At 46.1% G+C, this 13,797-nt stretch carries 12 protein-coding genes, 1 tRNA gene and 2 pseudogenes; 14 read left to right on the forward strand and 1 reads right to left on the reverse strand.

Annotated features, from left to right (window positions below; genetic code table 11):
- Positions 1–16: 16 nt before the first annotated feature.
- The 4 genes from HI950_RS27205 (at position 17) to groL (ending at position 4,603) form a co-directional block, all read left to right on the forward strand.
- Positions 17–1,144, forward strand: a complete 1,128-nt coding sequence (locus tag HI950_RS27205) for a glycoside hydrolase family 88 protein (protein ID WP_169087285.1) — start codon at positions 17–19, stop codon at positions 1,142–1,144.
- 10 nt (positions 1,145–1,154) lie between these two features.
- Complete coding sequence (locus HI950_RS27210) at positions 1,155–2,366, forward strand: DUF2264 domain-containing protein (RefSeq protein ID WP_223285528.1); 1,212 nt, start codon at positions 1,155–1,157, stop codon at positions 2,364–2,366.
- A 247-nt stretch (positions 2,367–2,613) separates the two neighbouring features.
- Positions 2,614–2,895 (forward strand): co-chaperone GroES, encoded by a 282-nt coding sequence (gene groES, locus HI950_RS27215; protein ID WP_169087287.1) that lies wholly within the window; start codon positions 2,614–2,616, stop codon positions 2,893–2,895.
- Positions 2,896–2,968: 73 nt separating this feature from the next.
- Positions 2,969–4,603, forward strand: a complete 1,635-nt coding sequence (gene groL / locus HI950_RS27220; protein ID WP_169087289.1) for a chaperonin GroEL — start codon at positions 2,969–2,971, stop codon at positions 4,601–4,603.
- Between the two features lie 325 nt (positions 4,604–4,928).
- Here groL and HI950_RS27225 read toward each other — a convergent pair whose 3' ends face one another.
- Positions 4,929–5,906: a tRNA dihydrouridine synthase gene (locus HI950_RS27225; protein ID WP_169087291.1), complete on the reverse strand. Its 978-nt coding sequence runs from the start codon at positions 5,904–5,906 to the stop codon at positions 4,929–4,931.
- Between the two features lie 291 nt (positions 5,907–6,197).
- Between HI950_RS27225 and HI950_RS27230 the strand changes: the two genes are divergently transcribed.
- The 10 genes and pseudogenes from HI950_RS27230 (at position 6,198) to HI950_RS27270 (ending at position 13,502) form a co-directional block, all read left to right on the forward strand.
- Positions 6,198–6,271, forward strand: a tRNA-Ala gene (locus HI950_RS27230).
- A gap of 518 nt (positions 6,272–6,789) precedes the next feature.
- Entirely contained in the window at positions 6,790–7,317 is a 528-nt protein-coding gene (locus HI950_RS36815; protein WP_317618460.1) for a PadR family transcriptional regulator, read from the forward strand.
- A complete protein-coding gene (locus HI950_RS27240; RefSeq protein ID WP_169087295.1) occupies positions 7,310–8,029 on the forward strand; it encodes a CPBP family intramembrane glutamic endopeptidase in 720 nt (239 codons plus the stop codon). Before HI950_RS36815 ends, HI950_RS27240 begins: the two co-directional genes overlap by 8 nt.
- 308 nt (positions 8,030–8,337) lie before the next feature.
- Positions 8,338–9,501, forward strand: a complete 1,164-nt coding sequence (locus HI950_RS27245; protein WP_169087297.1) for a DUF4317 domain-containing protein — start codon at positions 8,338–8,340, stop codon at positions 9,499–9,501.
- A gap of 21 nt (positions 9,502–9,522) precedes the next feature.
- Positions 9,523–9,752 (forward strand): annotated as a pseudogene (locus HI950_RS27250) (DUF4256 domain-containing protein); the annotation flags it as partial.
- A gap of 51 nt (positions 9,753–9,803) precedes the next feature.
- Positions 9,804–9,932, forward strand: coding sequence for a hypothetical protein (locus tag HI950_RS36505; RefSeq protein WP_262985727.1), 129 nt, complete (start codon positions 9,804–9,806; stop codon positions 9,930–9,932).
- Positions 9,933–10,053: 121 nt separating this feature from the next.
- On the forward strand, positions 10,054–10,191 hold the full coding sequence (locus tag HI950_RS27255) for a hypothetical protein (protein WP_169087299.1): 138 nt from the start codon (positions 10,054–10,056) through the stop codon (positions 10,189–10,191).
- A 15-nt stretch (positions 10,192–10,206) separates the two neighbouring features.
- A pseudogene (locus HI950_RS27260) lies at positions 10,207–10,485 on the forward strand (hypothetical protein); the annotation flags it as partial.
- Positions 10,486–10,745: 260 nt separating this feature from the next.
- Positions 10,746–11,735, forward strand: a complete 990-nt coding sequence (locus HI950_RS27265) for an ABC transporter substrate-binding protein (protein WP_169087303.1) — start codon at positions 10,746–10,748, stop codon at positions 11,733–11,735.
- 126 nt (positions 11,736–11,861) lie between these two features.
- Complete coding sequence (locus HI950_RS27270) at positions 11,862–13,502, forward strand: AraC family transcriptional regulator (protein ID WP_169087305.1); 1,641 nt, start codon at positions 11,862–11,864, stop codon at positions 13,500–13,502.
- Positions 13,503–13,797: the final 295 nt, after the last annotated feature.

A 13,797-nucleotide genomic window follows, 5' to 3' on the forward strand; every position in this document is an offset into this window, starting at 1 on the left:
GGGAGAGGAAATAGCAATGGAACAGATGTGGGTAAATGAGGCTTGGGAAAAGGTGCATGAGAAGGTAACGAGAACGAGCGGCCGAATTGGCGCAAGATTTCCGCATGCAAGCGTGGACGGCGCTTACGTGCTGGAAGCGCCTCATTGGTGGACGGCGGGCTTTTGGCCGGGATTGCTTTGGCTATTATATCGCGACTCGGAATCGAAGGATGACCGCTATAAGGATATTGCCGAGGCTTGTGAGCAGCAGCTGGATGAGGTGTTGACGGGGTATGATCGTTTGGACCACGACATCGGCTTCATGTGGTCGCTGACGAGCGTAGCCCGCTATAAGCTGCTGGGCGAAGAGCAATCGCGCAGACGCGCGCTGCTGGCTGCGAGCGTGCTCAGCGGACGGTTTAATGTGAAAGGGAATTACATAAGAGCATGGAATCCATGGGGCGAAGGCGATCGCAACGAAGGCTGGGCGATCATCGATTGCATGATGAATTTGCCTTTGCTCTATTGGGCGAGCGAAACGACTGGCGATCCGAGATTTAAGCATTTGGCGATGGAGCACGCGGATACGGTGCTGGAGCATTTTATCCGGACGGACGGCTCAGTGAATCATATCGTTATTTTTGACCCGCAAACGGGGGAATTTGAAGGCGTAAACGGCGGGCAAGGCTTTGCGCCGAATTCGGCTTGGTCGCGGGGGGCTTCGTGGGCGATATATGGGATGGCGCTTAGCTACCGGTATACGGGCGAGATGAGATATCTGGAGGCAGCGAAGCGGGTCGCACATTTCTTCGTTGCGAATTTGCCAGAGGACTCGGTGCCTCATTGGGATTTCCGCTTGCCTTCCGGCGTTGAGCGTTACCGTGACACCTCGGCGGGCGCTTGCGCGGCCTGCGGCTTGCTTGAGATCGCAAGAGCGGTGCCTGCTGAGGAGTCAGAGCTTTACCAAGCTGCGGGAGAGAAAATTTTGCGCTCCATGTACGAGAATTATGGTGCCTTTGACAATGAGTCGGAGGAAGGCTTGATTCTGCATGGGACAAGCCACTATCCGGAGCGGAGAAACGTAGATGTGCCGCTTATTTACGGCGACTATTTCTTCGTAGAAGGCTTGGCGCGGCTAAGAGGAAATTCCGCGACGTTCTGGTAGGAGGGAGGAAATGAATATGTTGAACCAACTACAGATGGATAGCTTGCTTCCTGACCGCGAATATTGGCTGGAGCAGATGCTCGCCATTAGTGATCCCGTTCTTTCAGCGCTCGCGGGGCGCCGTCTCAAGGGATTGATGCCCATTGAATGCGCTGAGATTGCCGGAGCAAGCGAGGGAGAGAAGGCGGCTTTGTTAGCTGATCGGGCTAAATATTCGCATTTGGAGGCGCTTGGACGGCTCTTATCGGGCATGGCTCCTTGGCTCGAGAATCGGCAGCTTGTCGGGGCTGAAGATGAAATGCGCAGCCGCTATGCTGAACTCGCCCGTGTTGCTATCGATGCCGGCACCGATCCGGAGTCGCCGGATTACATGAACTTCAGCGACGGCTTTCAGCCGATCGTCGATGCGGCTTTTTTGGCGCAAGCGATACTGCGCGCGCCTATAGAGCTCGGAGAGAAGCTTGCGCCGCGCGTGAAAGCGAACGTTATTGCAGCGCTGAAGCAAACGCGCACGAGGAAGCCAGTCTTCTCAAACTGGCTGCTGTTTGCGGCAACGATTGAGTGTGCTTTGCTCAAGCTTGGAGAGAACGACTGGGACCCTATGCGGATTGACTATGCTTTAAAGCAGCATGAGCAGTGGTATTTGGGTGATGGGGCCTACGGCGACGGTCCTGATTTTCACTGGGATTATTACAACAGCTTCGTTATTCAGCCGATGCTCGTCGATGTACTTGCTGCTGCAGGCGACCACTATGAGGAATGGAACGCCATGCGGACCACAATAGCGAGCCGTGCTCGCCGCTATGCGGGCGTATTGGAGAGGCTGATCGCAGCCGATGGTACGTATCCGCCGATCGGCCGATCGTTAGCCTATCGCTTCGGCGCGTTCCAGAGCTTAGCCCAAAGCGCATTGCTGGATGATCTGCCTGGTGATGTAATGCCCGCGCAGGTTCGCTGCGCATTAACGGCAGCGATTCGCCGCACGCTTGACATGCCGGGCAATTTTACGCCGGAAGGCTGGCTTGCAATCGGCTTCTGCGGCCATCAGCCGAATATTGGCGAGCGTTATATTTCGACGGGCAGCCTTTATATATGCACAGCGGTGTTTCTGCCGTTAGGGCTGCCGAGCGAGCATCCATTTTGGAGCGGAGAAGATATGGCATGGACCTCGAAGAGGGCATGGTCGGGGCAGCCGTTTGGCATTGATACGGCTTTGAAGTAAGCAAATTGGCTTAATCTAAGAATGAAGAAGTCTGAGCTGGTCATTGCGGAGCAGGCGATGAAGCATAAGGACAAGTCAGGAATGAATGTTGTCCCTTTGGGTATAGTGTAAATTATCGGAAAATTAAAACCAAGCACTTGAAATTAACATTGAAAATGAGTATGATAAAAATAGTTGTTAGCACTTGAAGGTTACGAGTGCTAACGAGAATAAAAGAAGCAAAAAATTTTGAAGGAGGCTATTTTCAATGATCAGACCTTTGGGTGAACGCGTATTGATCGAAGCAATCGCGAAAGAAGAAACAACCGCTAGCGGTATCGTATTGCCGGATTCGGCGAAAGAAAAGCCGCAAGAAGGCAAAGTAGTAGCAGTTGGCAGCGGTACGCTGAAAGATGGCGTTCGAATTGCTTTGGAAGTTAAAGAAGGCGACCGCGTTCTTTTCTCCAAATATGCGGGTACTGAAATCAAATACGAAGGCAAAGAGTATTTGATTATGAAAGAAAGCGAAATTCACGCGATTTTTGAATAGCAGCCCGCTTAGGGTCACATAGAAGGCAAGACAGAGCAGTTCTACTTAAACTATTTTGGGAGGTTTTACGTTAATGGCTAAGGAAATTAAATTTAGTGAAGACGCTCGTCGCGCAATGCTGCGCGGAGTTGACGCTCTTGCAAACGCAGTTAAAGTAACGCTAGGTCCAAAAGGCCGCAACGTTGTCCTTGAGAAAAAATTCGGAAGCCCGCTTATCACGAATGACGGTGTATCCATCGCTAAAGAAATCGAGCTGGAAGACGCTTTTGAAAACATGGGCGCTCAACTCGTTAAAGAAGTTGCTACAAAAACAAATGACGTAGCAGGTGACGGTACAACTACCGCAACTGTTCTTGCACAAGCGATGATTCGCGAAGGCTTGAAAAACGTTACTGCAGGCGCTAACCCTATGGTTATCCGCAAAGGCATCGAGAAAGCTGTTAAAGCTGCTGTTGAAGAGCTGAAAGCTATCTCGAAACCAATCGAAGGCAAACAATCGATCGCTCAAGTCGCTTCGATCTCGTCCGCTGATGATGAAGTTGGCCAACTGATTGCAGAAGCAATGGAAAAAGTCGGCAACGACGGCGTTATCACTGTAGAAGAGTCGAAAGGCTTCGTTACAGAGCTTGAAGTGGTTGAAGGTATGCAATTCGACCGCGGTTACGTGTCCCCTTACATGATTACGGACACAGACAAGATGGAAGCGGTTCTCGACAACCCTTACATCCTGATCACTGACAAAAAAATTACGAGCATTCAAGAGATCCTTCCGGTTCTTGAGAAAGTCGTACAATCCGGCAAGCAATTGCTAATCATTGCTGAAGATGTTGAAGGCGAAGCTCAAGCTACACTAGTAGTGAACAAACTTCGTGGAACATTCACTTGCGTAGCGGTTAAAGCTCCAGGCTTCGGCGACCGTCGCAAAGCAATGCTTCAAGATATCGCTGCTCTAACAGGCGGCCAAGTGATTACGGAAGAGCTCGGCCTTGAGCTGAAATCGACTGGCGTTGAATCCCTAGGTTCCGCTCGTCAAATCCGTATTACAAAAGAAACTACAATCATCGTTGACGGCAGCGGCAACTCCGCTGACATCGTTGCTCGCGTGAACCAAATCCGCGCTCAACTGGAAGAAACAACTTCCGACTTCGATCGTGAGAAGCTTCAAGAGCGTCTTGCGAAATTGTCCGGCGGCGTTGCAGTAATCAAAGTTGGCGCAGCTACTGAAACAGAATTGAAAGAGCGCAAGCTCCGCATCGAAGATGCCCTCAACTCCACTCGTGCAGCGGTTGAAGAAGGTATCGTATCGGGTGGCGGTACAGCCCTCATTAACGTATACAATGCCGTTGCTGCTGTTAAAGCAGAAGGCGACGAGCAAACAGGCGTAAACATCGTTCTTCGTTCCCTTGAAGAGCCGCTTCGCACAATCGCAGCTAACGCAGGCCAAGAAGGCTCCGTTATCGTTGAGCGTCTGAAAAACGAGAAAATCGGCGTAGGCTACAACGCAGCTACCGGCGCATGGGTGAACATGTTCGAAGCTGGTATCGTTGACCCTGCTAAAGTAACGCGTTCAGCTCTACAAAACGCAGCTTCTGTTGCGGCTATGTTCTTGACAACTGAAGCAGTAGTTGCTGACAAACCAGAGCCTAAAGGCGCTGGCGGCGGCATGCCTGATATGGGCGGTATGGGTGGAATGGGCGGCATGATGTGATGAAATCATTATCGAAGTAATTCGATAATGAGCGACCGCGCATAAGTGGTAGATTTCATCGCTGATGGAGCAGAAATACGCTCCATGCGGTAATCAGGCTGAGAAGTCTGTAGCATCAAGGGTTTCCTTGAGAGGGAACACTGCTTGATCATATAGTGCAAAAATGAGAGACCTTTCAAGAGTTCATTGAACTTTTGGGAGGTCTCTCATTATTTTTGATAATCAAGTTATCGGAACTGGAGTTCTATTTAGAATAAAACTATAATTCCTTAAAAAGACTTGTTTTAACAGCAAGTCTTTTTAATCATGCACAACTGGGTATGCTTCAATCTAATTCTTGATCTAAAACAGGTTTTACTAAACGACGTACTTCATCTGTTGACGTGGTATCCATTAATTGGTTTCTTAGTTCGCCTGCGCCTCTAAATCCACGAACATAGATTTTGAAAAAGCGAAGAAGTGGTTTAAATGGACGTGGCAGGGTTTCTTTTGAATATTTATCGTGAAGATCCAACTGTAAGAGAAGTAAATTGAGAAACTCCTTCGCGCTATGTTCTTTAGGTTCTTTTTCAAAAGCAAATGGATTGGTGAAAATGCCGCGGCCAATCATGACACCATCAACGCCGTATTGTTCCACTAATTTCAATCCTGTTGCGCGGTCAGGAATATCTCCATTAATGGTTAACAACGTATTTGGAGCAATTTCATCGCGTAATTTTTTTATTTCAGGGATTAGCTCCCAGTGTGCATCTACTTTACTCATCTCTTTTTTTGTACGAAGGTGGATGGAAAGATTCGCAATATCTTGTTTCAATATATGTCCTAACCAATCGCGCCACTCGTCAATTTCAAAGTAACCCAATCTTGTTTTAACACTAACCGGCAATCCACCTGCTTTTGCTGCATGAATAATTTCTGCTGCAACTTCAGGATGTTGTATTAATCCAGCGCCTTTTCCATTGGATGCGACGTTTTGTACTGGGCATCCCATGTTTAAATCGATACCACGAAAACCAAGTTTTTTCATATCAATACTCATCTGTTCAAAAAATGCAGGTTTATTGCCCCAAATATGAGCGACAATCGGTTGCTCATCTTCTGTGAACGTTAATCGACCACGTACACTGTCATTTCCAACAGGGTGACAATAACTTTCTGTATTTGTGAATTCCGTGAAAAATACGTCAGGTTTTGCAGCTTCACTAATAACGTGACGAAATACAACATCTGTGACATCTTCCATTGGTGCTAATATAAAGAACGGCTTTGGTAAATCAAGCCAAAAATTTTGTTCGTTACTCATATTATCTTCTCCTGTGGCAACATATAAAAACGATATACGCTATAGCAAAGTTTTTTACCCATCATACATAGTATCATTTTTTTTCGTTTGATGCACAGAATCAATTGTGTGAGCAACAGACACATTTGTGGTGTCTGCCACCCATCACACATCCAACTTGATTTTGTTGAATTTGTATGAAGTGCATGTTCATTCTGCCCCATTTTCGTTAAATGATAAGGTATGTCTGTTTTGAAGTGGTTCTAAAATGAGATGTGGCAGTATTGCTCAAATGTTTTGTTTCTATCAGTAGGGGGCTTAGCTCAGTCTGATAGAGCGCTTGCACGGCAAGCAAGAGGTCGTCGGTTCGATCCCGATAGTCTCCATATAACTCAAACACAAACGGCAAAAATGTTGTTTATTTTGTTGTCTCTGCCTCAAGCAAAACGAAAAGATAATGGACATCGGTTCTATAGTTCAACTGATAAAGACATCATGTCTCTACATTTACCAAAAAAATATTCTGAAAAAGCTCAAGCTGGGACAATGCTTGAGCTTTTCTTTATATGGTGAACTGATTTGCGAAAGCTCCTCCCCAAGGTGGTTATGGATTGATTTGGTGTTTGAGAAAGATAGCCGCTACATGATGGGGAAATGCTCCAAACGGAAATTTACCATGCGAAGCCGAAGAAAACCTAGTAAGAAAGCAGAAATAAACGACTTGACTGTAATATTCTTTGATGTTCGAGTTGATGGAAAACAGGCAAAATGCTCAAATATCCGGCTCTAATATTAGGCTTCTTACATCTAGGAGGAGGCCTCGTGATAAATCATCGTGGTAAGCAATTGGTAGTAAGCCTGATGACTACCGTTCGCATGAAGCCAGAACTAATCAAGGCATAACATTCTCGGCTTACTTCGTATTAAGCCCATGAGCGCCTATGAGCTTGTTAAGTTTTCGAAGGAAAGCATCGGCCTATTTTGGAACGAATCCTATGGACATATTCATAAGAGCATCAAAAAGCTGGAGCTAGAGGGCTCTGTTTCGGTTGTGGAAGAAGCTGAGACGGGGAGACGTAAAATCGTATACGGCGTTACGCAACAAGGATGTGACCAACTTGATTCTTGGTTAGCCCTGCCGCCTGAAGAATCTGTGATGAGGAACGAATTGCTTATGAAGCTCTTTGTCTCCGATGAACGTCATATCCCTCAATTAGTCACTTTTCTAGAGGAAGAATTAGAAGCGAGTGAGCGATTAACAGCGATGCTTGCAGGAATTAAAGCGAGTGTTCCTGGCGTGGAAAGCAAACAAGTGCAGCTCTGGTTGTTGACGCTCGACTACGGTGAGCGATATCTGCGAATGACCATCGAATGGTGTCAACATGCGTTGGAATTGTTAGACCATCCAAACAGGGGGCATAAGAATGAATAAAAAACGATTCAATATGGTTCCCATCCTGTTGATCACGATCGTGGTGATTGCTTGTGCCCCTCTCTTGCTATGGATTAGAAGCAGTCCGCCCCTCGCATTAAAGGTATTCGAAAGCGAAGTATACAATCTAGAGATTAGTTATCAATTCACGGTATTGTTATTGGCTGTTATCGTGATTGGCATTGTATATGGGATGGCAGGTAAAGATGGACTTGCGTATTTAAACCTTAAAAAGCGGGATGGGAAAATTCGGCCTGAACCGTGGATTGGTATTAAGCCAAAAAAAACGGAGACGTGGAAAAACTTAGGTGTAAACTTTGCGATCGTGATTACGTTGGTAACGGCTGTCGTCATCTACTTCCAAGTGGTTCATGGGGGAAGCGTGAGCCTAGAGTTATATCCTGAGGTTATACTCATCCTTGTTTTTGCGCTTATAAATGCTTTTTCAGAAGAAATCATCTTTCGGTTTTCGTTTGTTGCCGTTGTTAGCAAATATGGGTACTCCCCGTATGTAGCGCAAGGATTAGCAGCGGCGATCTTTGGCGTCGTTCATTATTTTGGAAATCCAGGCGGGATACCGGGTGTATTGATGGCTGCTTTTATCGGATGGTTTTTGGCCAAATCGATGTTAGAGACGAAAGGATTCTTCTGGGCGCTGACGATTCATTTCTTGCAGGATGTCGTTATATTCAGTGCCTTGTTTATGAAATAGCTGTGAAGGACTTCGCTGTATCCGCTAGGGTATCAAGAAAACTGTATGGGCTGGTTCTTTTGCTTTGTGGATTCATCCTACTATGCATTTCTACCTGGCTGTGTAAGATTTCAGGTGAAAGATTCGAGTATGAAATGAAAGTATTTTTATAGAGCCATTATAATGACGTATCTTCACTATGCCCTTCTTATGAAGGGCTTTTTATTTTGATGGTAATGTTCAGGCCGCAAAGCATACATTACAATTTTCTAGCGCAATCGTTTATACTGGTAAGGCCAATTTATTACATAGGAGCTGTCTAACGGACCATGATAAAAAAAGAACTCGCACATATTCGCAAACAATTTAAGCTGGATAATGATTTGATCAACCTTTACGACATTCTTAACGTGTACATTATGAAAGAAAGCAACGAAATCTATCATTACGAGCGCCAGCCGTTCGGCCTGTTGGACAGAGAGAAGCAGGAGCTGTATATGAGCAATTTCAAAAAACTGCTGACCGGCGAATTGGATCAGAAGCTATTCGAGTTAAAATTCATGGATGAAGCTGAAGAGCCTACGCAGGTGCTTCTCCATCAAGCGCTGGTGACCGGCGATTCGGAAGAATGGCACGATCTGATGATTCTGTTGGTGGAGAAAATGTTGGCGGATACTAAATATGAACGGGATACAGTGGTTACTTTCGTTCGCGGGCAATATTTTCGGCCGAACAAGGAAAGGAACGCAGAAGCCGAGGAGAGCGAAAAGGATGAGATGTTCGTCAATCCGTTCATTTTGTGCAGCGTGAATTCAACGGAGCAACAGCGGAAAATCCTCATGTTCGATTATATCGAGAGGGAATTTAAGTATAATGTCTTTGTCGATCCGATCATCAAATTGAACGCGCCGGAGCAGGGCTTTTTCTACCCAAGCGTGACGGACAACTATTCCGATGTGAATCGCATTATGTATTGCTCGGGAAAAGCCAATGAACCGAATTTTCATTTCATTGAGCAAGTCTTGAATGCCGAGAAAACCGTGACGGCGCAGGAAGAGAGAAGCATTTTCGAGGAAATCGTGAAGGAAGTCGCGGGAGAGCAGTTCGGCGCGGCAACGATCGCTTATGTGTACGAGGAAATTCACCAGATCATTGAAACAAACGAGGAGGAAGAGCCTCCGAAGCTGGATTATAAAGATGTGGCGCATATACTGACGGCGAGCGGCGTAGAGAACGTGACGACGGAAAAGGTGGAACGAGCGTTCCAAACGGTCGTCGACGACAAAAACTATGAAATCAAAGCGAGCAGCGTCATTCCGAAGTTCACTTCGAAATCGATTAAAATCGATACAAAGGTAGCCACGATTTCGGTCAGCCCGCAAGATTTAAAGTATGTGAAACAGGTCAATTATAGAGGTAAACGATGCATCTTGATCGAGGTCGACGAAGATGCAGTAATCGAAGGATTTACGCTTAGTACGGAGACGTTGTAGGCTCAGCGATGGCTCCGGATGGAGCGGGAATTAAACGAATACATTTTTATTGATTGTTCAGCGGAAAGTCCAAAAGGCCGCAGAAGTATTTGTTACGGCCGTGCTGCGCTGGAATTGATCGTCGCTATGATACTGTCTTTGTTTATCACAATAGAGCAGAATCTTACTATGGTGCCAGGGGGTTCCGCGGCTTGCTAAGGGTGTGGAATTTTGAAGGGAAGCCGGCTTCAGGCTTGCTCAAGTGTCATTGATGCGACACCGTCTCAATTGGTGTGAAACGCGCACCAAGGAGAAGGGCTCAAATGCACGCTAAATTAATGGATGAAACAATACTTTTCTTCACAGCCAATGCCAACAATGCGATCCTCTCGAGCCATGTGGAGTGTTGTGTTGTTGGTGGAAAAGTAGTTTTGGGGCTGCATTTACCATAAAATACGATCCAAATATGTTATGAAGAATACTCTTCTCGACAAAAAATAATGTGAGTATTTACTTTGCTCAGTTTAAATTGGCGATGCGGATCAATGTTTGAATATTAGACGATAGATTAGGATGAGCATGGTACATTCCGTCCAAAATGCGGAGATTACACATGCTGAGATGGCAGTGTTGATCACTAATGCAATCGGTAAATCAGTCGAAGCGAACGCCGTAACTGACTTCGCAGACGATAAGGACATTCCAGCCTAGGCGAAAAGCAGCGTTGCTTACTTGAAGCAAACTGGCATTGTGCAAGGGAAAGGTGATAACAAATTCGCCCCCAATACTTTTTGGGGGGCAAGTGACTCATTTCATCTTTGTAGCAGTGATCTCAACTTTAACATTGACATGTGTTTTTTGTTTTTAAAGAGTAGAGGATGGATTAAGCCCATCAAGGATAAATCAAAATTTGGCCAGATCTCATTGAATGTATCTACAGGCTCTGAGGAAATTAAAGTTGCAGGCAGCACTGATGATTTAGATTTCTTCGTCTCAGTAGTATAAGGAAAGAGGTAGAGGTATAATGCCCACCATTTGCCCACATTTTGACCACGTACATTGCGGACGCATCATTTGTAGCTGGACATAGAGGACTAGATCATCCTGAATAGAGGTCTTAAAACTCAAGAAAAAAGTAAAAAGACATATAAAACTCACCTAGCGTTATGTGCGGCATGATGTAATCGGTTTGCAAAAACTCTCAAAAATGATAATGATAATCATTATTATTTTATAGTATAATAGCTATAGGAGTGGATGGGGTCATGGCTTGGAGAGGTTTTTTAAAGACGGGGTGGATTTCCCTGTTAGTAGCAGTCATTCTATTAACAGGTTGTGGTGAAGTCAGCAATACACCAGATAGTGCTGAAGTGGAACAGCAATCTGCGGAGACGAGTAGCTCGAATGCAACGCGGGAGGACACTAGAGTGCTTGCAGATCAATTCGGCGAAGTGCGTATTCCAGTTCATCCGAAGCGGGTATCCGCACTCTTTTGGGAGGATTATCTGGTTGCGCTAGGCGTAATGCCAATCGTGCAGTATTATAATCCGATGTTCGGAAAACAGGATTATCTGGAGCTTGATGTTCCGCAGTTCGATATAACAGGGAATATTGAGGGCTTGCTCGAAGAGGAGCCGGATTTAATTATCACAGCAGGAAATGATCAAGAGCAGTATGAGAAGTATAGCAAGGTAGCGCCTACCTATTCATTGCCGAATGAGGCATTATCGGATTCTCGTACAGCGCTTACCGTCATAGCTGATCTTCTTGGCGAGCAGGATAAAGGGGTTCAGGTGCTTCAGGAATATGATAACCGTATTGCTGAGGTCAAGTCAGAGCTGAAGGCAGCGATTGGGGAAGGAAAAGTTGTCGTATTGCGAATGAATGTGGTCGATAATTCGATTAATATTTTCGGTTATGACAATTTGTTTATAGGCCAGATTCTGTATAAGGATCTTGAGCTTAAAGCCCCTACCTTTGTGGAGGCTATGACTGAGCCTAATATTATGTTGTCTCAGGAGCTCATTCCCGAGATTGATGCGGATCATATTATTTTGCTTCCATCCAACGGCTCATGGGAAGATGCGGAGAATGCCAAAGTATTAGAGGAAATGCTGGCTAGTCCGCTGTGGAAGAACGTCCCGGCAGTTCAGCAAGGACATGTATATCCTGTTGAGAGGTCTTATTGGCAGACCGGAGCAATTATAGCCAATTATAAAAAAATGGATGATCTGCTGCGGCTTCTAGCTTCATAGCATCCTTAAGGTTTGTATAGCATCTACATCACTCCAATAGGGCAGCTTCTTCAACGTGAGTTGAAGGGCAGCTCTATTGGCTTTAGGTTATACACGCATAATCGGAATTGGAGTGGGTTTATACAAATGGAACAACAGGATAGTAAGCTATTATCAACAGCACCCGCCACCTTGTATAGGCTGCATTCCATTCAGCGTATTCATACTCTGCAGCAGCATATTCAGGAGGAGCAAAGTTTAGGCTGCTTCACGCTGCTGGTTTTTACGAGAGGCAGCGGGCGAATGGCGATGGATCAGGAGGAACGACTCTTTGGACAAGGGAAATGCTGGATGCTGATGCCTGGTACAGCTTTGTCTATTCAGTCTGATCATCATGGCTGCACCTATTATCAGTTGGAATTTACAGCAAGCTTAGGGCAGGAATATGGGGATTACGCTGCTGCAGGAAATCTGCTTCCGGCCAGGCCTGATCTGTCCTGCACTCCGTTCACTAAGTTGCTTGAGCTGCTGGAGGACATCAATACATACCGCCATGCCAAGGAGGAGCTGCAGGCGTTTCGCCGTTATGTACGCTTCCAGGAACTGCTGCTGCTGTTGTTCAGCCAGAACTCAGACGGCCCAGATGAGAGCAAAGGGATTGGCTCGACCGAGCAGCAAGGAGTGGATCATTCAATCCGGCATATTGAGCAGCATTACCGGGATGTGCTGACGGTGGAGGAGCTTGCTGCTATTGCCAACATCGAGCGCTGGAAGTATACCCGATTATTCAAGGAAGCTACCGGGGTAGTGCCTCTTCAGTTTTTGAATGATGTACGGATTAACCGGGCCAAAAAATGGCTCCTCGAGGGCGAAGATAAGTTATCTGAGATTGCACAGCATACCGGATTCACGAATGAATATTATTTTAATCGGCGCTTCAAGCAAATGGTAGGGGTCTCACCCGGACAATACCGCCAGAGCCATAGGGACCATAGAGAAGAGCTGAGAGTGGTTGCTCCCTTGCTGGAGGACTTTATGGTCGCACTCGATATCATGCCTGTCGTACAGTATTCGCATGCCAAATGGGGGAAACAGGATTATTTGGCTTTGCATCATATTCCCACTTTTGATGAAATGAGCAGCGATTTCAAGGAGCTTTCCAGCTATAATCCGGATTTTATTGTGCTTCAGGGCGGATATAAAATGGATCAATACTCGCAATGCCGCCGTATATCCAAGACCTATATGCTCCCACAGTTTCATGATAATTGGCGGACATTGCTGCGCACGATAGGGAATTATTTCGGACGATCGGAGCGGGCGGAAGAGGTCATTGCCGTGTATGAGGAAAAAGCAAAGTCGGCTCGCCAGAAGCTGAGTTGTTCCATGAATGGGGAGACGGTCGCCTTTTTGCGTATTTCAGCAGATCATATTCACCAATATACCCATACAGGAAGAGGATTCGCGTCAGCGGTCTTATACGAGGATGTTGGCCTCAGCCCGTATTGCGGGGGAGAAGCAAGAGCGGGAACAGCTCAAGAGAGAATGACTCGGTTGACGTTGGAAGAACTGTCTACGCTATCCGCCGACCATCTGTTTATCACATTTGACAAGTGGCATAGCCAGGCCGAGGGAATGGAAAGAAGCTTACTGCAGCATCCAGCCTGGCGAACTCTGCCGGCCGTGCAGAACAATCATGCTTATGAAGTTGATTTTTTGACATGGATGAATTACGGTGTTATTTCCAATGGGAAGAAAATAGATGATATTTTACAGGTATTGGCCTAAGCTTGTTACATCATACAAATGACCCACAAGAGGCTCACTTTACTCCAAAGTGTCCTGCTTGTGGGTCATTGTTTATTTTAAGACTCTTGCTCTGCTTTTGCCGTGAGCATTTTCACAATTTCCTGAATTTACGGCTTTAAGGAGATAGGGTCATTGTCCCAGAAGAGATCGGGAGCGAGATTGAATACGCGGTTGAGGAAAATATAACCCCTGCGAAGTTACTCGTAGAAAAGCTGATTTTAAAATGGTGGATGTATGGATAGATTTCTTTGAAAATATTGAGTCATGCTGATGC

Origin of the sequence: Paenibacillus sp. PL91 (assembly GCF_012935325.2) — a bacterium.
Lineage (GTDB): Bacteria > Bacillota > Bacilli > Paenibacillales > Paenibacillaceae > Pristimantibacillus.

What these genes read in the sequence shown, in the direction of transcription:
- HI950_RS27225 (WP_169087291.1), bottom strand. Translation starts at nt 5,906, where the DNA reads ATGAGTAACGAACAAAATTTTTGGCTTGATTTACCAAAGCCGTTCTTT.
- HI950_RS27210 (WP_223285528.1), top strand. Translation starts at nt 1,155, where the DNA reads ATGAATATGTTGAACCAACTACAGATGGATAGCTTGCTTCCTGACCGC.
- HI950_RS27270 (WP_169087305.1), top strand. Translation starts at nt 11,862, where the DNA reads ATGGAACAACAGGATAGTAAGCTATTATCAACAGCACCCGCCACCTTG.
- HI950_RS27245 (WP_169087297.1), top strand. Translation starts at nt 8,338, where the DNA reads ATGATAAAAAAAGAACTCGCACATATTCGCAAACAATTTAAGCTGGAT.
- groES (WP_169087287.1), top strand. Translation starts at nt 2,614, where the DNA reads ATGATCAGACCTTTGGGTGAACGCGTATTGATCGAAGCAATCGCGAAA.
- HI950_RS27255 (WP_169087299.1), top strand. Translation starts at nt 10,054, where the DNA reads ATGAGCATGGTACATTCCGTCCAAAATGCGGAGATTACACATGCTGAG.
- HI950_RS36505 (WP_262985727.1), top strand. Translation starts at nt 9,804, where the DNA reads ATGCACGCTAAATTAATGGATGAAACAATACTTTTCTTCACAGCCAAT.
- HI950_RS27205 (WP_169087285.1), top strand. Translation starts at nt 17, where the DNA reads ATGGAACAGATGTGGGTAAATGAGGCTTGGGAAAAGGTGCATGAGAAG.
- HI950_RS27265 (WP_169087303.1), top strand. Translation starts at nt 10,746, where the DNA reads ATGGCTTGGAGAGGTTTTTTAAAGACGGGGTGGATTTCCCTGTTAGTA.
- HI950_RS27240 (WP_169087295.1), top strand. Translation starts at nt 7,310, where the DNA reads ATGAATAAAAAACGATTCAATATGGTTCCCATCCTGTTGATCACGATC.
- groL (WP_169087289.1), top strand. Translation starts at nt 2,969, where the DNA reads ATGGCTAAGGAAATTAAATTTAGTGAAGACGCTCGTCGCGCAATGCTG.